The sequence below is a fragment of the Chryseobacterium oryctis genome, from assembly GCF_025971925.1.
GTDB lineage: Bacteria > Bacteroidota > Bacteroidia > Flavobacteriales > Weeksellaceae > Chryseobacterium > Chryseobacterium oryctis.
In genome coordinates, this window is the sequence record NZ_JAPDHV010000004.1 from 334,705 (window position 1) to 357,421 (window position 22,717).

The following is a 22,717-nucleotide window of genomic DNA, read 5'->3' on the forward strand; positions in this document are numbered from 1 at the left end:
ATTGAAAACATAAAATGGCAAACTTAAAAGAAATACGAGGAAGAATTACGTCAATTTCATCTACGATGCAAATCACACGTGCTATGAAAATGGTTTCGGCTGCGAAACTTAAAAAAGCACAGGATGCTATCGTAATGTTAAGACCTTATTCTGAAAAACTACAAGAAATCATCCAGAATGTAAATTCTAGCTCTGATCCTGATCAGGTTTCTATTTATGCTCAAAAAAGAGAGGTTAAAAAAGTACTTTTCATTGCTATTACTTCAAACAGAGGTCTTGCCGGTGCTTTCAATTCATCTATCGTAAAGGAGCTAAACAATCAGTTTCAGAATAACTCTCAATACGAGGTTGAAGTTCTTACAATTGGTAAAAAAGCATATGATGCTGTAAGAAGAAATCGTACAGTATTTTCTAATGAAAGTGCCGTTTATGATAATCTGAATTTCGATACAGTTTCTCATGTTACTGAAGGTGTAATGAATAGTTACAGAGAAGGTCAGTTTGATGAAGTTTATTTGATTTATAATAAATTTATCAACGCTGCTACTCAGGAAGTAACAACAGAAAAGCTTTTGCCTATTTCTATGGCTGAAGTTGATGCTAAAGAAGCTCAGGTTGAAACAGATTATATTTTTGAACCAAATAGAGCTGAAATCTTAGATAATTTGATTCCTAAATCTATTAAAACTCAAGTTTTCAAAGCTGTTTTAGATTCAATAGCATCTGAACACGGAGCGAGAATGACTGCAATGCACAAAGCAACAGATAATGCTCAGGCTTTGAAAAATGACTTGGTAATTTTCTATAATAAGGCTAGACAAGCTGCAATTACAAATGAAATCTTGGAAATTGTTTCTGGAGCAGAAGCATTAAAGAATTCATAAATGAAATAGGATTTATAAAATCTATAATATAATAAGCATCGGGTAATTCCGATGCTTTTTTTGTATTGGGAAATTCACTAAAATGAAAATGAGGTTTTTACGGTTGTTTTAATTTATTTATAATGTAACTTAGATCAACTAAAACTAATAAAACTACTTATCCATGAAAACAAAAATGTACTTTTCATTTTGCTTGCTATTGTTTTTTTTCGTGAGTTTTGCTCAAGTGTCAGTAAATGCTTCTGGCGGAAATACAACAAATGCTGGTAATTCGATTTCATATTCGATAGGTCAGCCCTTTTATCATCAAACAAGCGGTGGAGAAATGACAATTACAGAAGGTGTTCAACAGCCTTTTGAAATAACAACTTTAGGAACAGTTGATTACCTAGGGATACAATTGGATGCAAAAGTTTATCCTAATCCGACTTCTTCATTACTTTTTCTTAAAGTAGAGGGTATTTCTCTTAAAAATTTAAGTTATAAGATGTTTGATTCTTCAGGAAGAGTTCTTTTTCAGGAAAAGATAAAACAGACTGAAACGTCGATTGATATGACTGCTAAAGCTTCCGGTACCTATATTTTAAGTGTACTGAATGCTGAAAGTACTATTAAAATTTTCAAAATACTTAAAAACTAATACTAAAATAAAACCATGAAAAATTTTTCTTACCTAGTGAAATCAGCCATATTGGCTTACTTCACTTTATTATTCCAGGATTTTAATGCTCAAGCACCTGATAAAATGAGTTATCAGGCTGTTGTGAGAAATGCAAGTAACGCTTTGGTAGCTAACCAAGCCATTGGTGTAAGAATAAGTGTGCTAAAAACGTCTCCCGCAGGTACTGAAGTTTATAAAGAGGTTTTTGCTCCTAATCCGACAACGAGTGTGACTGGGCTTTTATCTTTAGAAATAGGTTCAGGAACCCCTGTCACAGGTACCTTTTCATCTATTGACTGGTCTGCAGGACCTTATTTTGTGAAAGTAGAGATTGATCCTTCAGGAGGAACAAGCTATTCTCTTACCTCAAATTCTCAGCTTTTAAGTGTGCCTTATGCATTGTTTGCTAAATCGACTTCAGGAATGGCAGGAAATGTGAATACTATTCCAAGATTTACTACAACTACTACCATAGGAAATTCACAAATAATAGATGATGGTACGAGTGTAGGTTTAAATGTAGGAACATTAAATAGTAACGTGAAATTTCAGGTGGAAGCAGGAGCAATAGGTAATACAATTAGAGGAACTTTATCTGGGGTTCCTGCAACTTCTATTGCTACAGCAGGTTCTATATATGGAGAATCTACTACCGGAATTGGTGTAATTGGAGTGAGTGGTTCTCAAAATGGTGTTTATGGTTTATCCACAGGAACTTTAGGAGGTACAGTCGGCGTTGCAACAGGTACTGGTAATGGGATTTGGGGAGTTGCTACAGGAGCAGGTGTTGCTGGTCTTTTTGATGGGGGTACTGCTGGTCGTGGTATTATTGTGTATAATGGAGCTTCAGGATTCGGAACAAGTACACCTACAGCAAGATTGGAAGTAAGACAACCTTCAACGCCAGTTGCTGGATTGGATGATAATGCCGCTATTATTGGATATTCTTATAGTACTACTGCTGCTAAAAAAGGAGGGATTAATGGTACATACAATACGTCTAATTATGGTACGGGAATACATGGTACAGGATATCAAGGTGTAGATTTAATCGATGCAGATGCTAACTTTAGTACAGGAAATCAAGATATAGGTGTATATGGCTCAGCAAATACAGTCGGAGTTGAAGGTACTTCCATCGGTGGTATTGGTGTCATTGGATATAATAGAAATTCATCTTTTGCAGCAACTACAGGTGGTGGTAATACTTATGGAGTTTACGGATATGCTAATACACTTGGGGGCGCAACTGTACCAGCAACGCGTTACGGAGTTTATGGATATGCAACAGGAGCAGCTACCAATTATGCTGGATATTTTTCTGGAAATGTTCAGATTACAGGTTCTATTGCTAAAGGAAGTGGAACGTTTAAAATAGATCATCCACTGGATCCTGAAAACAAATATTTGTATCATAGTTTTGTAGAAAGCCCAGATATGATGAATGTATATAACGGAAATATTACAACTGATAACAATGGCTATGCTACAGTAAAATTACCGGAATATTTTGGTGCATTAAACAAAGACTTCCGTTATCAGTTAACAGTTATCGGAACTTTTGCAAACGCTATTATCTCTGAAGAAATTAAAGATAATACTTTTGTGGTAAGAACAGATAAGCCTTTAGTGAAAGTAAGCTGGCAGGTTACAGGTATAAGAAACGATGGTTATGCAAAAGCGCACCGTGTTGTACCTGAAGTTGAAAAAGAGCCTGAAATGAAAGGGAAATATCTTCATCCTGTAGAATTGGGCAAATCGAGAAGCTTAGGAATTGATGAATATACTCGTCCTAAAGATGCTTCGGAAATTAAAAAAGACATAAAAACTAATAATGATACACAAAAACCTGCTTCATTTCAACAGAATAAAGACGAAATAGCAGGTGCTATGATTAAAGATAAAGCAGCTGAAAAGTAATTTTTTCATTTTTTTTGTAAAAGAATCAGCTACCTAAAATAGAGTAGCTGGTTTTTTATGTACTGTATTTCAGTTTGTAATAAATTAATTTTAATAGTTTTGTTTATGATTTATAAGAAATGGAAGATTTTTAATTATTTTATTTTCTATATCTTTGTAAAATAAATTTTATATAATTTTTAAATGGACTCTGACATAGTCAGGCTTTTGTTAGCCTTATTTCTAGTTTTATTAAATGGCTTTTTCGTAGCCGCAGAATTTTCAATTGTAAAAGTACGTTATTCACAAATCCAGCTAAAAGCTGCAGAAGGTAATTCTATGGCTAAACAAGCTGAACATATTATTAAACACTTAGACGCATATCTTTCAGCAACACAGCTTGGTATTACCTTGGCATCTCTTGCTTTAGGTTTTGTTGGGGAAAGTGCACTTCATCATATCGTAGAAAAGGGATTGATCTATTTTAATTTCGATTTTAGTGCATCTACGGTTTCTACAATTTCTTTAGTAACGAGTTTTGTTCTGATTACAATAATGCATATCGTATTTGGAGAATTGGTGCCAAAATCGATTGCCATTAGGAAATCGGAGCCGACTACAATGGCTATTGCATATCCATTGCGTTGGTTTACAAGTGTGTTTAAACCTTTTATTTGGTTAATGAACTCAATGTCGAATGGATTTTTGAGATTAATAAATATTCCCCCGGCGACGGATTCTGATATTCACTCTACGGAAGAGTTGCAATTGTTGGTAAAGCAGAGTGCAGATAGTGGAGAAATTGAGGAAGAAAATTACGAGATTATTAAAAATGCATTTGATTTTACTGATCATTCTGCAAAACAAATCATGGTTCCTCGTCAAAATATTACTTCAATTGACTTTGAGGAAGATATCAACGAAATTATTAATAAAATAATGGAAAGCGGATATTCACGTATTCCTGTTTATTTAGACTCGATTGATAATATTATTGGGGTTTTCTATACAAAAGAAATTATTAGAGAATTTGTCAAAAGTAAAGGAGGATTAACACATGAGGATTTGAAAGACTTAATGCGTGAAGCCTTTTTTGTAGTAGGAAGTAAAAAGATTTCAGATTTATTAAAAGTTTTCCAGCAGAAAAAACAACACTTGGCAATTGTTATTGATGAGTTTGGAGGTACGGAAGGTATCATAACTCTTGAAGATATTTTGGAGGAGTTGGTAGGTGAAATTCAGGATGAGGAAGATGATGAAGAAAAGATAGTAGATAAAATAGGAGAAAATACCTATTGGGTTCAGGCTACACAACCTTTAGATGAAATTAATGAGTTTTTACCTAAAAAATTACCACTTTCAGAAGAAAGTGATTATAATTCATTAGCAGGGTTTATTCTTCATGAGTTGGAGGATATTCCAGAGGAAAATCAAGAATTTGATCTTGAAGATTATCATTTTAAAATACTGAAAATGAATAATAAGAGCGTAGAGCTTGTAGAGTTGGTTTATGATGAACCGGATGTTGTGAGTGATATGGCTGACAAATTGGGAGAAGCTTAAAATTTAACTATAATGTTTTTCAATACGATAAAAGATTATGATGATCCAAAACGTAAATACGAGGAAGAAGTTCTTGTTTTGGATGATACAGACGAAGTTTATAAATTAGTTTTGCATAATGATGATATCCATACTTTTGATTATGTAATCGAATGTTTGATGGAAATTTGTAAACATACTTTAGAACAGGCTGAGCAATGTACCATTTTAGTGCATTATAAAGGTAAATGTACAGTGAAAACAGGTTCGATGGATTTACTGAAACCAATGCACGAAAAGCTGATTTCAAGAAGTTTAACAAGCGAAATAGTATAAAGAAAGCTCTAACAATTGTTAGGGCTTTCTTGTTTTTATATAATTCTTAAAAATGGAAACATTTTTTTTCTTATTATATATATTTTTAAGAAAAAAATGTTGTTTTATTACGTATTTATATTATTTTAGTTTAACCAAAAAATTACACCAAATTTTATAAATATATATGAAACTAAAAATTAATTCGTTAGTTGTTGGGTGCATGCTTTCTTTTTCAATATTAGCAGCCCAGGAATCACCATTTGAAGCTTCAGCACAAAGATGGATTACTCAAAATTCTAGAGATTTAGGAATTACAAATTTCACTCAGCTTAAACTCAGTTTTGTAAAGAAAGGAAGTTCAGGGGAAACATTACGTTTCCAGCAAATGCTAAAAAATGTACCTGTTTTTCAATCGGAAATTATAGTACATTTTAATAAAGAAGGTAAAATTACCTATACTTCTGCGGAAAGTGTAAGAAAAGGACTGAAGGAAATAAATATAATACCTTCATTCTCTTCAGAGGATGCTCTTAGAAAAGGACATCTTGCTTCCAAATCAAAAGGAGATATAACTCATGAAGATACTAAACTTTATGTTTATCTTACAGAAGAAGGGGAAACTAAGTTAGTATATAGAGTTCTTACAAGTTCTTACGAGAACCCAGGAAGTTGGGAAACTATTATTGATGCTCAGACAGGAGACATAATAAGTGTAAAAGATATTGCGGTTTATTATAGAGATAAGGATGGTATAAATCCTGGTAAAAAGAAAAATAAGAAAAATTCTCAAGTTAAAAAAGGTTCAGTATCGGGAACTGGATATATTTTTAATCCAGATCCTCTATCTAAGACAGGTTCTACTTACGGAGGACAGTATGTAGATGGTAATGATGCTACCAATGCAAGTTTAGATGCTGCAAGAACTTTGGTAACTATCCCTGAATTAGATTTAACAGCAGGTGTTTATAAACTAAAGGGAACTTATGCTGAAATTAAAGAATTAGAAACTCCTAACAAAGGTCTTTTTACTCAATCAAGTAATCAGTTTTTATTTAATAGAGAACAAGATGGTTTTGAGGCGGTAAATGCATATTGGCACATTGATAATAATCTTAGATATATCAATGAGACACTGGGTATAAACTGTCGACCTTCCATGAATAATGGAGTTGTGGCATTCGATCCTCATGGTGAAGATGGAGATGATAATTCACATTATGATCCTGTTAGTCAGGTTTTAGTTTTCGGTGAAGGGTGCGTAGATGATGCGGAAGATGCTGATGTGGTTTTACATGAGTTAGGACACGGGATACATGATTGGTTGACTAATGGTGGACTATCTCAGGTTGATGGGTTGAGTGAAGGATGTGGAGATTATTGGGCACAATCATATAGTAGAAGTTTGAATCAGTGGCCATCAACGGCTCCTCAATATCACTGGGTTTTTAATTGGGATGGTCATAATTCTTGTTGGGGAGGAAGAACTACTAATTACACGGTACTTTTCCCAGGTAGTGGAACGATTCATATAAAAGGTCAGATTTGGGCATCTGCTCTTATGAGAATTTATGATAAAATTGGAAAAGAAAAAACGGACAGAGCTTTTCTTGAAGGATTAGCGATGACGGGTTCAAGTACTGGTCAGCAAAACGCTGCGATTGCTGTGAGACAAGCCGCTATAGATATGTTAGGACAGTACGGATTCAATTGTAATGATATAACTCAAATGACACAAGAATTTACCGCTGCAGGATATACATTACCAGCTTATAATTGTTCATTAAGTGTTAAAGACATTACTAAAAAAGATATTGTTTCAATTTATCCTAATCCGGTTTCTGATATATTGAATATCTCTGCTAAACTTGAAAAAGAAGAAAAAGTAGAAATTTTTAATATAGAAGGAAGAAAGGTTTTAGAAACAACAATTTCGAATGATAAGAATAAAATTAATGTTTCAAATCTTACAACAGGTGATTATATTTTAACCATAAAAGGGATTAATTTATCATCCAAGTTTGTAAAGAAATAAAATATAAAGATTCAAAATCCGGTGTTTTTACATCGGATTTTTTGTTTCAAATAATTTCCTGCCGCTTTATTTTATTTGCATTAATCTAAAATAGTATATTTGTAAAAACTATAAAGAAACAATTAAGAATGCTTGTAATAGGAATTGCTGGAGGTACAGGATCCGGCAAAACTACGGTTGTTGATAAGATACTTCAGCAACTTGATATTGAAGGAATGAATATCCTTTCTCAAGATAATTATTATCATGATAATCAGAATCTTACTTTAGCTGAGAGAGAAGTTTTAAACTATGATCATCCTAAGTCTATTGATTTTGATTTACTTTTGAAACATGTAAAAGCTTTAAAGAATAACGAGTCTATCGAACAGCCGATTTATAGCTTTGTTACTCATTCCAGAACAGGAGATCATGTAATTGTAGAACCTAAAAATGTATTGGTAGTAGAAGGAATTTTGGTACTTACCAATAAAGAATTATTAAAAGAGTTTGACCTTAAAGTATTCGTTCATGCTGATTCTGACGAAAGATTGATTAGAAGGATAAGGAGGGATACTCAGGAAAGAGGAAGAGATTTGAACGAGGTATTGCACCGTTATCAAACAACTCTGAAACCAATGCATCAGGAATTTATAGAACCGTCTAAAAACGATGCTGATTTGATTATTCCAAATATGAGACAAAATTCGGTAGCGATTGATTTTCTAACTACTGTTATTAAAAACTCGTTGAGAAAAAACTAAAATGAAAGAAAATAAACTTATTAAAGACATCCAGCCAAAGTCTGAGACTTTGAAATTAATTCAGAAATATGTACTGAATAAATATACCATTACAATTGTTTTGTTTTTGGTATGGATGATTTTCTTTGATAAAACTTCGTTTTTGGTAATTAATGAACTGAATGGTGAGATTAACAAGTACGAAGACCAGCTTCAATATTATAAAACCGAATACGAAAAAAATGATGCGTTTTATAAAAAATTGATGAACAATAAATCTGAAAAAGAAAAATACGCAAGAGAAAACTATTTCATGAAAAAGCCAAACGAAGAAATCTTCATTTTGGTTGTAGATAGTACGAATGTTGCGAAAAAAAAGTAAAGACTAATCGTGATTATCAATCTAAGACTTGATTCCTGATTAATGAATAATTAAGCCGTTGATATTTCATAAACAATTCATATCCAATGTCAAATACAGATACGCTTCCAAACTGGGAAAAATTAGTACAGAAACAACTTAAAACAGAAGATATTTATTCGGTTCTAAAAAAAGAAAATTTAGAAGGAATTAATGTAAAGCCATTCTATGATTCAGTTCAGAAACCTTTGGTAAATCTTCCTAAAGTTGAAGAAAATACACATTTGGTAGCAAAATATCACGAAAGTTTAGAAGATGATGTTTTCGCATTTATTTTAGACCAAAATGTTGAGAATCTGGAGCAAAAAACGATTTTTGTTAATAATGTTGATTTGGCAGGACATATCCGTCCGAAGGAAGAAGACCAATATTTCTCCTTAATTGATGTTTTTGATGAAAAAACAGCTTCCATTAATGACCAACTAGTGAAAGAATTGCTGTCAAAAGAATTCAAAAGAAGCATTTGTGTTGATATTTCTCTTCACCAAAATGCCGGAGCAGCCATTTATCAGCAACTAGGTATTGCATTAGCAAAAACAAAAGAATTGATTGAAATGTATGGTTCTGAAATTGTAAATAAACTAATTTTCAGAATTGCTATTGGAGGAAATTATTTCTTTGAAATAGCAAAATTGAGAGCTTTTAAAATCGTTTTCAATCAACTTTCTAAAGAATACGGTCTGGATGAAATACCATATATTTTTGCAGAAACTTCTTTGAGAAATAAAGCTGTTTCTGATAATGAAAACAACTTAATACGCTCTACTTTAGAACTAGCTTCGGCAATGATTGGCGGAGCAGATGCCGTTTTCAGTAATAATTATCTTGTTGACAGAAGTACAGAAAATTCTGAAGAAATTTCTTTCAAACAACAGATAGTTTTGGCGTATGAAAGTATCATTAATGTCTTTGAAGATGCAGCTAACGGAAGTTATTATGTAGAAGATATTACTCAACAAATTGCAGAAAAATCTTGGGCTTTATTTGTTGAAATTGAAGAAGCAGGTGGGTATTTGGAGCTTTTAAAACAGGGAATTATTCAAAAGAAAATCTTCGAACACGCTGTAGAAGAGCAAAAGTGGGTAGAAGAGGGTAAAATTAAATTAATTGGAGTTAATTTATATCCAAAATTAGACGTTAAAAAAACAATTGAGCAACTTTATAACGAAAAAGAAATTAAAGCTGTTCGTTGGGCTGAAATGTTTGAATAATGAAAGAAAAACTAATAGACCTTTTTGAATACACTTATCATTTCAACAAAGAAATGATTAAAGTTATAACAGAGAATCTTGATAAAGTAGATGAAAAAACAATAAGTTTGATTAATCATACTTTAAATGCTCAGCAAATCTGGAACTCAAGAATTTTAGGAGAGAAAACATTTGATGTATGGCAAATTAATCCGTTTGAAAGTCTTGATTCTATTAATAATGAGAACTTTGAGAAAAGTATTTATATTATTAAAAATTTAGATTTGGAGGCGAAAAGAGACTACCAAAATTCAAAAGGAATAAAGTTTGAAAACAGTGTTTTTGAAATGCTTTTCCATGTTATCAATCATTCGACTTATCATAGAGGGCAAATCAATTCATTGCTCAAACAGTGTGGTGTAGAGCCTATATTAACGGATTATATTTTTTATAAAAGATAAATTTGGGTAAATCATTGTTCCCACAGATTTCTCAGATGACACAGTTTTTGTAAATTACAAATAAATTCTGCACAAATGAATGAAAATGAAATTAGCTTTTACGTCAGAAAGTCCATATTTTCTGTTTATAATGAGCTTGGTCCTGGATTATTAGAAAAGGTTTACGAGAAAGCATTGGCTTATGAATTAAAGAGCAATGGTTTAAATCTTAAAACTCAGGTACAAATTCCGGTGAATTATAAAGGAGTTTTAATTGAAACAAGTTTTATTGCTGATATTATTGTTGAAAATAAAGTAATTATCGAAATAAAATCAATTCCGGAGATTAGTAATGTTCATCATAAACAATTATTAACCTATTTAAAATTGACAAACTTAAAATTAGGAATATTAGTTAATTTCAATACGGATTATATTGATAAAAGCATAATCAGAAAAATAAACGGAATTATTGAATAGTATAAAAATCTGTGATATTTGTGAAATCTGTGGGAAATAACATATTAAATAAAAATATTCAAAACTATATCAATGCAAATCTTACCACAGATTTGCATTCTTTATTATTGAAAAAATCTCCGTTTCCTGAGGTTTCTATGCCGGAAATCGTTCAGCAGATTAAAGGAAAGCAGGTTGCACAAAAAAAGTTTCCGTTTTTATTACAAGATGGAATTATATTTCCGCCACAACTCAATTTAGAACAGGCTTCATCTGAAAAAACTGCACTTTATAAATCGGAAATTTTAAAAGGTAAAAAGTTTATAGATTTAACGAGTGGTTTTGGTATTGACGCTTATTATCTTTCAAAAAACTTTGATGATGTTACTTTAGTTGAGCAAAATCCAGAACTTTTAGAAATTGTATCTCACAATTGGACTGTTTTAGAAAAAAAAGCAAGATTTATCAATAAAAAACTCGAAGATTTCTTAAACGAAAATAAAGAACATTTTGATGTAATTTATCTCGATCCTGCCCGAAGAGATGATAATAAAAACAAAGTTTTTCTTTTAGAGGATTTATCACCAAACATTCTTGAAATTCAGGAACAAATGCTATCAATTTCCAATGAAGTTGTGATAAAACTTTCTCCGTTAATCGATTTGAAATATTTGGTTTCCGTTTTACCAAATATTTTCAGGATTGATATTATTGCTGTAAAAAATGACGTAAAAGAGGTTGTCGTTTTTCTCTCAAAAGAAAATCAAGGGAAAATTGTTTGTAATTGTGTGAATTTAGAGAGTGGAGAATCTGTTTTTACCTATCAATTTGGAGATGAAGAAAAGGCAATACCCAACTATTCTGAGCCCGAAAACTTTATATACATTCCCAATAATTCAATTTTAAAAGCAGGAATTTTTAATTTAATTTCGGGAAGGTTCGGTTTGAAAAAATTGCATCCCAATACACATCTTTATACCTCAAATGAAAGGATTGATGACTTTCCTGGAAGAGCTTTTGAGATTAAAGTTATTGAAAATAAAGAGATTAAGAAGAAAGAGCAGTTCAATATTATTTCAAAAAATTATCCATTAAAACCGGAAGAAATAAAGAAAAAATATGCTTTAAAAGATGGTGGAGAAAGGTATCTTATTTTTACACAATCCAAAAAAGGTAAAATAATATTAAAATCAGTATAAAAATGTTGCCGAAAAATGCAAGATTTCTTACTTTTGGGCAATCAAAAATTTAAGCATGAGAAAATTAATCATATGTTTAGCCATTGCGACTATAGCTGTAAGCTGTAAAAAAGTACCAGATGGTGGAAATAAGAACATTATAAAACTTGAAGAAGGAGCTGACAGATATTCAGAAGATGTACAAGGAGGAGGTGAAGCACATGGTCATGGTGTAGCAGCACACACAGAAAAAACTCAGGTTTCTATTGATTTGAACGGAACAGCTTTAAAAGGTTTTGCTAACGGTTTGGAAGAGAGTATGATTAAGTACTTAAAATCTGGGCAGTATGCAACAGATACAGAAGACGGATTGAAAAATACATGGTATAATTTTGATAATGTAAACTTCAAAACAGGTTCTTCAAACCAATTAGAAGCTGGTTCTCAGGAACAGTTGAATAATTTAGCTAAAATCTTGAAGGCATATCCTGATGCTAAAATTAAAATTGGTGGCTATACAGATAAAACTGGAGATGAAGCAAAAAATCTAAAATTATCTCAAGATAGAGCTAATTTTATCAAAGCTGAGCTTTCTAAACTAGGTGTAGAAGGACAGATTGTTTCTGCTGAAGGATACGGAAGTCAGTATGCAAAAGTAGACGCAAAAGCTTCTGACGCTGAAAGAGCTTCTGACAGAAAAATGTCTGTAAGATTTACGAAATAGTCGTTTTACGATAAAGAAATATGAAATGTCTTGCCAAAGCAGGGCATTTTTTTTATTTTTAACAAAATATTTTTACAATGCAAGAGACACTAAATTACATTAACGAAAACAAACAACGTTTCGTTGATGAATTATTTGAGTTATTGAGAATTCCTTCTATTTCTGCCGATCCTGCGTATAAAGATGATGTACTGAAATGTGCAGATGTTGTAGCAGAACACCTTAAAAATGCTGGTGCTGATAATGTTGAAGTTTGCAAAACGAAAGGTTATCCTATTGTTTTCGGAGAGAAAATTTTAGATAAAAGTTTACCAACGGTTTTGGTTTATGGTCATTATGACGTTCAACCTGCCGATCCTTTAGAATTATGGACTAGACCTCCTTTCGAACCTTATATTGAAAAAACAGAACTTCATCCTGAGGGAGCAATCTTTGCAAGAGGTTCTGCAGATGATAAAGGGCAGTTTTTTATGCATTTAAAGGCATTTGAAGCGATGATGAAAACGAATGCTCTTCCTTGTAATGTTAAATTCATTTTAGAAGGAGAAGAAGAAGTTGGTTCGGTAAGTTTGGGAGATTGGGTGAATGAAAATAAAGAGAAATTATCTTGTGATTGCATTCTGATTTCAGATACTCATATTTATTCTAATGAGCAACCTACTGTTACAACAGGACTAAGAGGATTGAGTTATGTAGAAGTTGAAGTAGAAGGTCCGAACAGAGATTTGCACTCAGGTCTTTATGGTGGAGCTGTTCCGAATCCTATTCATGTACTATCCAGAATGATTGCTAAATTAATTGATGAAGACGGGCACATCACGATTGATGGTTTTTATGATAATGTAGAAGTTGTTTCTCTTGAAGAAAGAGCTGAAATGAATAAACTGAAAGATAATCCTGAAGAGTTCAAAAAATCAATCGGATTAAATGGTGTGGAAGGAGAAAAGAGCTATACAACATTAGAAAGAACTTCTATTCGTCCTACTTTAGACTGCAACGGAATTTGGGGGGGATATACTGGTGAAGGTGCAAAAACAGTGATTCCTTCAAAAGCTTTTGCTAAAATTTCAATGCGTTTGGTTCCTTATCAGACTCCGGAAGAAATTACTGAAAAATTCACAAAGTATTTTGAGAAAATAGTTCCGGAAAATGTAAAAGTTAAAGTTACTCCTCATCATGGAGGGATGCCATATGTTTTACCAAGCAATACAAAAGAGTTTTTAGCGGCTAAAAAAGCAATGGAAACTGCTTTTGGTAAAGAAGTTCTTCCTTATAGAAGTGGAGGAAGTATTCCTATCACAGCTATGTTTGAGAAAGTTTTAGGAGCTAAATCTGTTTTAATGGGATTCGGATTAGATTCTGATGCTATTCATTCTCCGAATGAACATTACGGGTTATTCAATTTCTATAAAGGAATTGAAAGTATCCCTTTGTTTTTTGAAAATTATGCTAAATAGTATAAAGCGCTCCAATTTTGGGGCGTTTTTTTTATTTTTATAAAATAAAATTTATGTAATGTTAGAAAATAAAGTAGCTTATATAACGGGAGGAACTAAAGGGATTGGTTACGGGATTGCTAAAATTTTGCTTGAAAATGGAATTTCGGTTGCGTTTTCAGGAAGAAAAAGAGATGATGTAGAAAAGGCAGAACATGACCTTCAACAATATTCAGATAATGTTTTGGGAATTGTTTCGGATGTTAGAAATCTTGAAAGTGAAAAAAAAGCGGTAAAATATATTATCGAAAAATTCGGGAGATTAGATTTTGTTGTCGCAAATGCAGGATTAGGGATTTTTAAACCTGTTGACGAACTTTCTGCTGAAGAATGGAATGATATGATAGAAACAAATTTAACTGGTGTTTTCTATACTCTAAAAGCATCTGTGGGGGAACTAAAGAAAACAGAAGGGTATTATATCACAATTTCTAGTTTAGCTGGAGCTAATTTCTTTGAAAACGGAACGGGTTACAACGCTTCCAAATTTGGAGTCGTAGGTTTTACACAGGCAGCAATGATTGATTTAAGAAAGTATAATATTAAGTCAACCGTAATTATGCCGGGTTCGGTAGCAACATACTTCAATGGAAATATTCCCTCGGAAAAAGATTCTTGGAAGATTCAGCCTGAAGATATGGGGAATTTGGTTTTAGATATTTTAAAAATGAACCCAAGAGTTTTGCCTAGTAAGATAGAATTTAGAGCCACAAAACCAGCTAAATAACAACATTTAATGCTTTGAATAATAAAATCATAAGTATTATGCATGCATAATATATTTTTTATTTATATTAGCAGAACTTAATACAATATAAAATTTCTTCAAAAATCCTATGATTTGATGAAGTAAAAAGAAAAAAATAAATAGTACACATGAAAATATTAGTTTGTATTAGTAGTGTTCCGGATACTACTTCCAAAATTAACTTCACAGCAGATAAATCTGCATTTGACAAGAACGGAATTCAGTGGGTTATTAATCCACTAGATGAATTTGCATTGACAAAAGCTGTAAAATTACAAGAGTCTCAAGGTGCAACAGTAACTGTTATCAATGTAGGAGATGCGGCTACTGAGCCTGTAATCAGAAAAGCATTGGCAATCGGGGCAAATGATGCAATAAGAGTAAATCTTGATCCTAAAGACAGCTATTCTACAGCAAAAGAAATTGCTTCTGTTGCTCAGAATGGAGGATATGATTTAATTCTTTGTGGAAAAGAATCTATTGATTACAATGGAGGTTCTGTTCCGGGAATGGTAGCTCAGCTACTGAACCAGCCTTTTGTAAATGCTTCTGTAGGTCTTGATGTTAACGGAAGTGAAGCTACTGCTGTAAGAGAAATTGAAGGTGGTAAAGAAACTATTTCTGTAAAATTACCTGCTGTAATTGCTGGTCAGAAAGGATTAGTTGACGAAAAGGATTTAATTATTCCAAATATGAGAGGTATTATGTCTGCAAGAACGAAGCCTTTACAGGTTGTAGAGCCAACTTCTTCTGAAGTTAAAGTTCAGGGAGTTTCTTATGACAGTGTACCACCAAGAGCTGCTGTAAAATTGGTTTCTGCAGATAACTTGGATGAATTGGTAAGATTACTTCACGAAGAAGCTAAAGTAATCTAATTTTTAATCCTTTATTTTTAATTTATTAAATTCAAGAAAAATGGCAGTATTCGTATACGCAGAAAATATAAATGGTGTTTACAAAAAGGCAGCTTTTGAAGCGGTTTCTTATGCTAAAGCTATTGCAGATCAGGCTGGAGATACAGTTACAGCAATCTCTGTAAACCCAACAGATTCTTCAGATTTATTATACAAATATGGAGCATCAAATGTAATTAATGTTAAAGACGAAGGTCTTAAAAGTTTTTCAGCAAAAGCTTATGCTCAGGCTGTAAGTGAGGTAGCAAACGGAAATATTATTGTTTTTCCTCATACAACAGATGCTTCATCAATTGCACCAATGTTGTCAATTATGAACGGACATTCTTTAATTACTAATGTTATTGCAGCACCGGAAAGTCTTTCTCCATTCCAAGTAAAAAGAAGATCTTTTTCAGGAAAAGGTTTTATGCATGCAAAAGCTGAAGGAGCTGGAGTAATCGTTACGGTTTCTCAAAATGCTTTCGGTGTTAAAGAAAATGCAGTTTCAGGTTCAGAAGAAGTTAAAAACTTATCTGTTGCTAATGAAGATACCAAAGTTATATCCCACGAACAAAGTTCTGGAAAACTAGACCTTAAAGAAGCTGAAATCGTGGTTTCAGCAGGTAGAGGTATGAAAGGTCCTGAAAACTGGGGAATGATTGAAGAATTAGCAAACACTTTAGGTGCAGCAACAGCTTGTTCTAAACCAGTTTCAGATATCGGTTGGAGACCTCACACTGAGCACGTAGGACAAACAGGTAAGGCAATTTCTCCAAATCTTTACATTGCAGTTGGTATTTCTGGAGCGATTCAGCACTTAGCTGGTGTAAACTCTTCTAAAACTATCGTAGTGGTTAACAGTGATCCTGAAGCTCCATTCTTCAAATCAGCTGATTATGGTGTTGTAGGAGATGCTTTCCAGATTATTCCTGCATTAACTGAGAAAATTAAAGCTTTAAAAGGTTAATAACGTTTTTAAAACTTATAAATAGATTATAAAAGCTCGGCTTCCGGGCTTTTATTTTTGTCTAAAAAAGTAAATACTACAATAAAAAATTAATTTATATTTGTAGCTATGGATTACAAACAGCTAATTATTCGAGGAATATCGTACAGTCAGACCCAATCGGGGGCGTACGCTTTATTATTGGAGCATGAAGAAACACATATAAAATTACCTGTTGTTATAGGAAATTTCGAGGCGCAATCCATTTCCTTAGGTCTGGAAAAAGACATTCATCCACCTCGTCCGCTTACTCATGATTTATTCACAAAATTTATAGTATCTGCTAATTACGAGCTTGTTTCAGTTATCATTTATCAGATTGTTGACGGAGTTTTCTTTTCAAATATTAATTTTAGAAATAAAATGAATAATGAAGAGCTGATTCTTGATGCCAGAACTTCTGACGCTGTAGCAATGGCTGTAAGGTTTGATGCGCCGATATATACGACTCAACAAGTATTAAATGAAGCAGGAATTCTATTAGAGCTAGAAGATGTTGCAAGAGAAGAACAATCTTTTTCAGAAACTGTTCCCACTGAAGATAGTTTAAAATCTATTTCAATGGAAGAACTTCAAAAATTGTTGGATGAAGCCGTAAAAGAAGAAGATTATGACACTGCCTTAGAGATTCAGGAAGAAATCAAAAGGAGAAAAAAGAAAATTGATTAAAGAGATATTTTACACTAACTATGAATTTAAAATTACGTTTGACCATCCTCAGTTTTCTTCAGTTCTTCGTTTGGGGAGCTTGGCTGATTACGATGGCTAATTTTTGGTTCGGTACAAAGCATTGGGACGGAGCTCAATTTGGGGCTGTTTTTGGAACAATGGGAATTGCTTCTATCTTTATGCCGACCATTACGGGTATTATTGCTGACAGATGGGTAAACGCAGAACGAATTTTTGCAGCATTACACATCCTTTATGGGGTTGTTCTATTTATTTTGCCTAATTCAGGAGATCCTAGTTCTTTTTTTACAGTAATGCTTATTGCGATGTGTTGCTATATGCCAACAATTGCACTTGCTAATTCTATTTCATATACGATTCTTAAAAACAGTAATTTGGATGTGGTGAAAGATTTTCCACCAATCCGTGTTTGGGGAACTGTAGGATTTATTGTAGCAATGTGGATTACCAATCTTACAGGAAACAAAGCGACTGAAGGACAGTTTTATATTGCAGGAGCAGTGGCTGTGCTTTTAGGTATCTATGCTTTGACATTACCGAAATGTCCTCCTCAGAAATTAATCGATAAAGACGCACCTTTAACAGAGCAATTAGGGCTTAATGCATTTAAATTATTTAAAGATTATAAGACAGCTTTGTTTTTCTTATTTTCAATGTTATTGGGGGCTGCTTTACAGTTAACGAACGCTTACGGAGATGTATTCTTGAGTGAGTTTGAGCATTTTCCGAAATATGCAGATTCTTTTGTAGTACAGAGATCTACAATTATCATGTCTATTTCTCAGGTTTCTGAAACATTGTTTATTTTGGCAATTCCTTTCTTTTTAAAGAAGTTTGGAATCAAAAAAGTAATGCTAATTTCAATGTTTGCCTGGGTACTAAGATTCGGATTCTTTGCTTATGGTATTCCTGAAGGATTTGGTTTAAGTTTAATTATTCTTTCATGTATCGTTTACGGAATGGCCTTCGATTTCTTCAATATTTCAGGTTCTCTTTTTGTAGAAACAACAACTGATAAAAAAATACGCTCTTCAGCTCAAGGTCTGTTTATGATGATGACCAATGGTTTCGGAGCTGTGTTTGGAAGCTATATTGCAGGTTGGGCGATTGATAAATTCTTTACTCATAAATTCACTACAGCAACTGATTTATCAACTTATTTAGAAACAACACCAGATAACCCTACTTTTTTAGAAATCCTTAAAAATGGGTTTAATTCTGCGGTAAATCCGGACGGAAGTTTATCATCGATTGTGATGGTGAAAGACTGGCATAATATCTGGCTTGCTTTTGCTGCTTATGCATTGGTATTAGCTATTTTGTTTGCTATTTTATTTAAGCATAAACACAAGCCGGAAGATGTATCTTCTGTAAATCACTAGGTTATTCAAATAATAAAAATATTAAATTGCATTTTCGAAAGAATTTGCAATTTTTTTATAAGTTTTTTAAATTATTTTTTAAAATTTATAGTTTGTAGAAGGTAAGATTCAATAGTTTAATAATTTGGAGATTAATTTAATGTTTGTTTATTTGGTTGTATTTTTGATTTATTAAAATAAATTTATTTTTATTGTTAATCTGTTAAGGATTTTAAGAATATTTTATAGCCAATATTTGTTTGCTTGTCGATAAGTAGATTTTAAAATAGACTAATAATAAGTGTGTTTTTTTTCGTATTTTGGCACTTTGTAGAAATATGAAAAATATTCAATTATTAGGTTTAATTTTGGTTGTTGTAGGCAGTTTTTTGCCTTTGGTTCATGTTCCTTTAATCGGAAATTGGAATTATTGGAAGTTAGATCATTATTTAGCCATCACTTGTTGGATTTTTTCTGCATGTGCACTTTTTGGTATTGTGAATAATGAAAAGAAAATTGTTTGCATTTTTGCATTCCTTTTAATTTTATTATTCATATTTACTTTGGCAGCTGTTAAAATTCAAGCATTACAATATTTTAGTTTTTTGCCTTTTAAATCCTGGCGAGAAGCTTTTGCCGGGGTAGTAAAACTAAAATGGGGATGGTATTTTGAATTTTTGGGAGCTTTCCTGATGATCATTAAAATAAGAAATAATAATAGACAATTATAGTATATAACACAGACATGAAATTATTAAATTTATTAGCAATAGTATGTTTTTCATTAGCTTTTTCTCAGAGTAAAACTACTCAAAAACAAGCTGAAAAACCATTAGATAATCCAACTAAGTGTAGTAACATAAAAGAGGGTACTTTTTTGCGCATAAATTATCCTAAAAACCTTTGGTATATGACTGTAAAGGATAATGTTCAGACTGAATTTTATAATGACGGGAAAGATTTTATAAAATCAACAATGGTGTTTGTAGATGATTGTACTTATAAATCGATAGTATTAGATGTACAAGGAAAAGATATACGTATTAAAGTCGATGATGTTTTTACCAATAAAATAGTTGCAACTCAGGATAATTATATCAAAATCCAATCTCAGATTTCAGGAGATAAATATAACTTTGTTTTGGTAAAAGTAAAAGAAAATCAAAAATAAATTTATTCAAATTAAAACCAGAATAGGTTTAAATAACTAATTATAAAAAATTAAAGATATACACATGAAAGAAGTATTCATCGTTTCTGCAGTAAGAACTCCAATGGGAAGTTTTTTAGGAAGTTTATCAACTGTACCTGCTACAAAATTAGGTGCTGTAGCAGTAAAAGGAGCATTAGATAAAATTGGTTTAGATCCAAAAAACGTTCAGGAAATTTATATGGGGAATGTTTTGCAGGCAGGAGAAGGTCAGGCTCCGGCTCGTCAGGTTGCGCTTGGTGCAGGACTTTCTATTGAAACACCTTCTACTACAGTAAATAAAGTTTGTGCATCAGGTATGAAAGCTGTAATGATGGGAGCACAAGCTATTAAAGCTGGTGATGTAGATGTAATTGTTGCAGGAGGTATGGAAAATATGTCTTCAGTTCCTCACTATTATAATGCAAGAAATGCTACAAAATTAGGAGATGTAAAAATGCAGGATGGAATGGTTTTAGACGGTCTTACAGACGTTTATAACAAAGTTCACATGGGAGTTTGTGCTGAAAAATGCGCAACAGATTACAACTTTACAAGAGAAGATCAGGATAATTTTGCAATAGAGTCTTATAAGAGAGCTGCAAAAGCTTGGAGTGAAGGTAAATTTGCTGATGAGATTGTACCTGTTTCAATTCCTCAAAGAAAAGGAGAGCCAATTATTTTTGCTGAAGATGAAGAATATAAAGCTGTTAATTTTGACAGATTACCAACTCTTCCTACAGTTTTCAAAAAAGAAGAAGGGACAGTAACAGCTGCTAACGCATCTACTCTTAATGACGGAGCTTCTGCTTTAATTCTTGTTTCTAAAGAAAAAATGGAAGAATTAGGTCTTAAACCTTTAGCTAAAATCGTTTCTTATGCTGATGCTGCTCAAGAGCCTGAAAACTTTACGACTGCACCTGCAAAAGCTTTACCTATTGCCCTTAAAAAAGCTGGATTAGAGGTTTCGGATATTGATTTCTTTGAGTTCAATGAGGCTTTCTCTGTAGTAGGTTTAGCAAATAACAAAATTTTAGGTTTAGATGCTTCTAAAGTAAACGTGAATGGAGGAGCTGTAGCTCTTGGTCATCCACTGGGAAGCTCAGGTTCTAGAATTATTGTTACTTTAATTAATGTTTTAAGACAAAACAATGCAAAATATGGTGCTGCAGCTATCTGTAATGGAGGTGGTGGTGCTTCTGCTATTGTTATTGAAAATATCTAATATTCTGTATAAGAATATTTTACCATTAAGGAATAGATAATTTATTTAAATTTTTATCCATTTCTTAATGGTTTTTTTATTTTTGTGGACAAATATTTATTTGAAATGTCTGAAATTGAGAATCAACAGCCTCGAAATATAAAGAATAATCCAAAGATTATGAAGGCCTGGGCAGTCTATGACTGGGCAAACTCTGTTTACTCTTTGGTAATTACCTCTACTATTTTTCCTATTTACTATTCTATTCTTACCACAGCGTACGAAAAGAAAGAATATGTTGCAGAAACCCACAAATGGATTGATGTTCCCGTAAGACACATGATTAATATTTTTGGTAAAGAATACCAACCAGATGCGGTTTACGGGTATTCTTTAACGATTTCATTTTTAATTGTGGTTATTCTTTCTCCTTTTTTATCTTCTTTGGCAGATACAATTGGGAATAAGAAATCATTCCTGCAGTTTTTCTGTTATTTGGGAGCAACTTCATGTATGGGATTGGCAATGTTTACAGGAATGCAGAATGTCTTTTTGGGACTTCTTTTTAGTATTACGGCGAGTGTTGGCTTTTGGGGGAGTTTGGTTTTCTATAACTCATTTTTGCCTGATATTGCTACACAAGACAAGCAGGATGCTCTTTCCGCAAAAGGCTATGTTTACGGATATTTAGGTTCTGTGGTTTTAGTGATTATCTGTTTATTATTGATTCAGGTTTTTGCTAAAAATGCAACTCAGCAATTAATTTTTACCAGAATTAGTTTCTTGTTGACAGGAGCTTGGTGGTTTGGGTTTTCACAATATACTTTCAAACATCTTCCTCAATTTGGAGATGTTAAAGATAAACTTCCAAAAGATTTGGTACTTTTAAACTATAAAAATATCTTCAAAAAACATGAAGAGCAAGGAGGTTTCTTTGGTGTTTTGATGGATAATTTGAGTTTCTACAAAGATATTGCTAAAGAAAGCTTTAGGGAATTATATAAAGTTGGAGGACAGTTATTCCAAAATAAAAATCTGAAATTCTTCCTTTCAAGTTTTTTCTTTTATAGTGTGGGGATGCAGACTATCTTTTTGATGGCAACCTTATTCGGAAAAAGTGAGATAAACCTGGCTCAGGAAAAACTGATAGGAACTCTTTTAGTTATTCAGATTGAAGCCATTATCGGAGCGGTTATATTTTCAAGGTTATCTAAAAGAATTGGTAATAAAAATGTAATTTCAATAGCTATTGTCTTATGGATTTTAGCTTGTATTTGGGCGTTTTTCTTAAATAAAGAAAATCCTACGGTAGAATATCAGTTTTATGGTGTTGCTGCGGTTGTAGGGCTTGTAATGGGAGGTCTTCAGGCGATGTCAAGATCAACTTATTCAAAACTTCTTCCTGAAGATTCTATGGAAAATACTACATTTTTCAGTTTTTATGATGTATTAGAGAAAATAGCAATTATTTTAGGGACATTTATCTTTGCTACATTGATTGATCATTTCAATAATATGAGAATTGCAGCACTTTCAATGACAATATTTTTTGCAGCAGGATTAATCTTAATCCGATTTTTGAACGTCAAAATGCGTAAAGATAGAGATACTTTATAAACAAAAAGACGTTAAGAAATTAACGTCTTTTTTGTTTAAA

At 32.5% G+C, this 22,717-nt stretch carries 23 protein-coding genes; all 23 read left to right on the forward strand.

The annotated features are described in order from the left end of the window. Positions 1-14: 14 nt before the first annotated feature. The 23 genes from atpG to OH806_RS11415 all read left to right on the forward strand — a co-directional run bounded on the left by atpG (position 15) and on the right by OH806_RS11415 (position 22,677). Entirely contained in the window at positions 15-884 is an 870-nt protein-coding gene (atpG, locus tag OH806_RS11305) for an ATP synthase F1 subunit gamma (RefSeq protein WP_264743788.1), read from the forward strand. Positions 885-1,047: 163 nt separating this feature from the next. Continuing rightward, a complete protein-coding gene (locus OH806_RS11310) occupies positions 1,048-1,524 on the forward strand; it encodes a T9SS type A sorting domain-containing protein (RefSeq protein WP_264743789.1) in 477 nt (158 codons plus the stop codon). 15 nt (positions 1,525-1,539) lie between these two features. Beyond that, positions 1,540-3,465 carry an autotransporter outer membrane beta-barrel domain-containing protein gene (locus OH806_RS11315; protein ID WP_264743790.1) on the forward strand — a complete coding sequence of 642 codons (1,926 nt, stop codon included), beginning with the start codon at positions 1,540-1,542 and terminating at the stop codon, positions 3,463-3,465. A 183-nt stretch (positions 3,466-3,648) separates the two neighbouring features. Further along, entirely contained in the window at positions 3,649-5,007 is a 1,359-nt protein-coding gene (locus tag OH806_RS11320; protein ID WP_264743791.1) for a hemolysin family protein, read from the forward strand. Positions 5,008-5,019: 12 nt separating this feature from the next. Further along, positions 5,020-5,322, forward strand: coding sequence for an ATP-dependent Clp protease adaptor ClpS (locus OH806_RS11325; RefSeq protein WP_264743792.1), 303 nt, complete (start codon positions 5,020-5,022; stop codon positions 5,320-5,322). Positions 5,323-5,488: 166 nt separating this feature from the next. After that, on the forward strand, positions 5,489-7,336 hold the full coding sequence (locus OH806_RS11330; RefSeq protein ID WP_264743793.1) for a T9SS type A sorting domain-containing protein: 1,848 nt from the start codon (positions 5,489-5,491) through the stop codon (positions 7,334-7,336). Positions 7,337-7,464: 128 nt separating this feature from the next. Continuing rightward, on the forward strand, positions 7,465-8,079 hold the full coding sequence (gene udk / locus OH806_RS11335) for a uridine kinase (protein ID WP_264743794.1): 615 nt from the start codon (positions 7,465-7,467) through the stop codon (positions 8,077-8,079). A 1-nt stretch (position 8,080) separates the two neighbouring features. Then, positions 8,081-8,440, forward strand: a complete 360-nt coding sequence (locus OH806_RS11340; RefSeq protein ID WP_264743795.1) for an FtsB family cell division protein — start codon at positions 8,081-8,083, stop codon at positions 8,438-8,440. 86 nt (positions 8,441-8,526) lie between these two features. Continuing rightward, positions 8,527-9,690 carry a methylmalonyl-CoA mutase family protein gene (locus OH806_RS11345; RefSeq protein ID WP_264743796.1) on the forward strand — a complete coding sequence of 388 codons (1,164 nt, stop codon included), beginning with the start codon at positions 8,527-8,529 and terminating at the stop codon, positions 9,688-9,690. Further along, positions 9,690-10,130 (forward strand): DinB family protein, encoded by a 441-nt coding sequence (locus OH806_RS11350; protein WP_264743797.1) that lies wholly within the window; start codon positions 9,690-9,692, stop codon positions 10,128-10,130. Before OH806_RS11345 ends, OH806_RS11350 begins: the two co-directional genes overlap by 1 nt. Before the next feature lie 75 nt (positions 10,131-10,205). Next, positions 10,206-10,589, forward strand: coding sequence for a GxxExxY protein (locus OH806_RS11355; RefSeq protein WP_264743798.1), 384 nt, complete (start codon positions 10,206-10,208; stop codon positions 10,587-10,589). Between the two features lie 29 nt (positions 10,590-10,618). Further along, positions 10,619-11,767 (forward strand): class I SAM-dependent methyltransferase, encoded by a 1,149-nt coding sequence (locus OH806_RS11360; protein ID WP_264743799.1) that lies wholly within the window; start codon positions 10,619-10,621, stop codon positions 11,765-11,767. Between the two features lie 55 nt (positions 11,768-11,822). Beyond that, entirely contained in the window at positions 11,823-12,470 is a 648-nt protein-coding gene (locus OH806_RS11365; RefSeq protein WP_264743800.1) for an OmpA family protein, read from the forward strand. 77 nt (positions 12,471-12,547) lie between these two features. Continuing rightward, complete coding sequence (locus OH806_RS11370; protein WP_264743801.1) at positions 12,548-13,927, forward strand: dipeptidase; 1,380 nt, start codon at positions 12,548-12,550, stop codon at positions 13,925-13,927. A gap of 58 nt (positions 13,928-13,985) precedes the next feature. Beyond that, positions 13,986-14,693 carry an SDR family oxidoreductase gene (locus OH806_RS11375; RefSeq protein WP_264743802.1) on the forward strand — a complete coding sequence of 236 codons (708 nt, stop codon included), beginning with the start codon at positions 13,986-13,988 and terminating at the stop codon, positions 14,691-14,693. A 149-nt stretch (positions 14,694-14,842) separates the two neighbouring features. Next, positions 14,843-15,589, forward strand: a complete 747-nt coding sequence (locus tag OH806_RS11380) for an electron transfer flavoprotein subunit beta/FixA family protein (protein ID WP_264743803.1) — start codon at positions 14,843-14,845, stop codon at positions 15,587-15,589. A 40-nt stretch (positions 15,590-15,629) separates the two neighbouring features. Next, positions 15,630-16,577, forward strand: coding sequence for an electron transfer flavoprotein subunit alpha/FixB family protein (locus OH806_RS11385; RefSeq protein ID WP_264743804.1), 948 nt, complete (start codon positions 15,630-15,632; stop codon positions 16,575-16,577). Positions 16,578-16,685: 108 nt separating this feature from the next. Beyond that, on the forward strand, positions 16,686-17,285 hold the full coding sequence (locus OH806_RS11390) for a bifunctional nuclease family protein (protein WP_264743805.1): 600 nt from the start codon (positions 16,686-16,688) through the stop codon (positions 17,283-17,285). 20 nt (positions 17,286-17,305) lie between these two features. Then, entirely contained in the window at positions 17,306-18,688 is a 1,383-nt protein-coding gene (locus tag OH806_RS11395) for a nucleoside permease (RefSeq protein WP_264743806.1), read from the forward strand. A gap of 317 nt (positions 18,689-19,005) precedes the next feature. After that, entirely contained in the window at positions 19,006-19,398 is a 393-nt protein-coding gene (locus OH806_RS11400; RefSeq protein ID WP_264743807.1) for a hypothetical protein, read from the forward strand. Positions 19,399-19,412: 14 nt separating this feature from the next. Beyond that, a complete protein-coding gene (locus OH806_RS11405; RefSeq protein ID WP_264743808.1) occupies positions 19,413-19,838 on the forward strand; it encodes a hypothetical protein in 426 nt (141 codons plus the stop codon). Positions 19,839-19,902: 64 nt separating this feature from the next. Beyond that, complete coding sequence (locus OH806_RS11410; RefSeq protein ID WP_264743809.1) at positions 19,903-21,081, forward strand: acetyl-CoA C-acyltransferase; 1,179 nt, start codon at positions 19,903-19,905, stop codon at positions 21,079-21,081. Between the two features lie 105 nt (positions 21,082-21,186). Continuing rightward, a complete protein-coding gene (locus OH806_RS11415) occupies positions 21,187-22,677 on the forward strand; it encodes an MFS transporter (RefSeq protein ID WP_264743810.1) in 1,491 nt (496 codons plus the stop codon). The last annotated feature ends 40 nt before the right edge of the window (positions 22,678-22,717 follow it).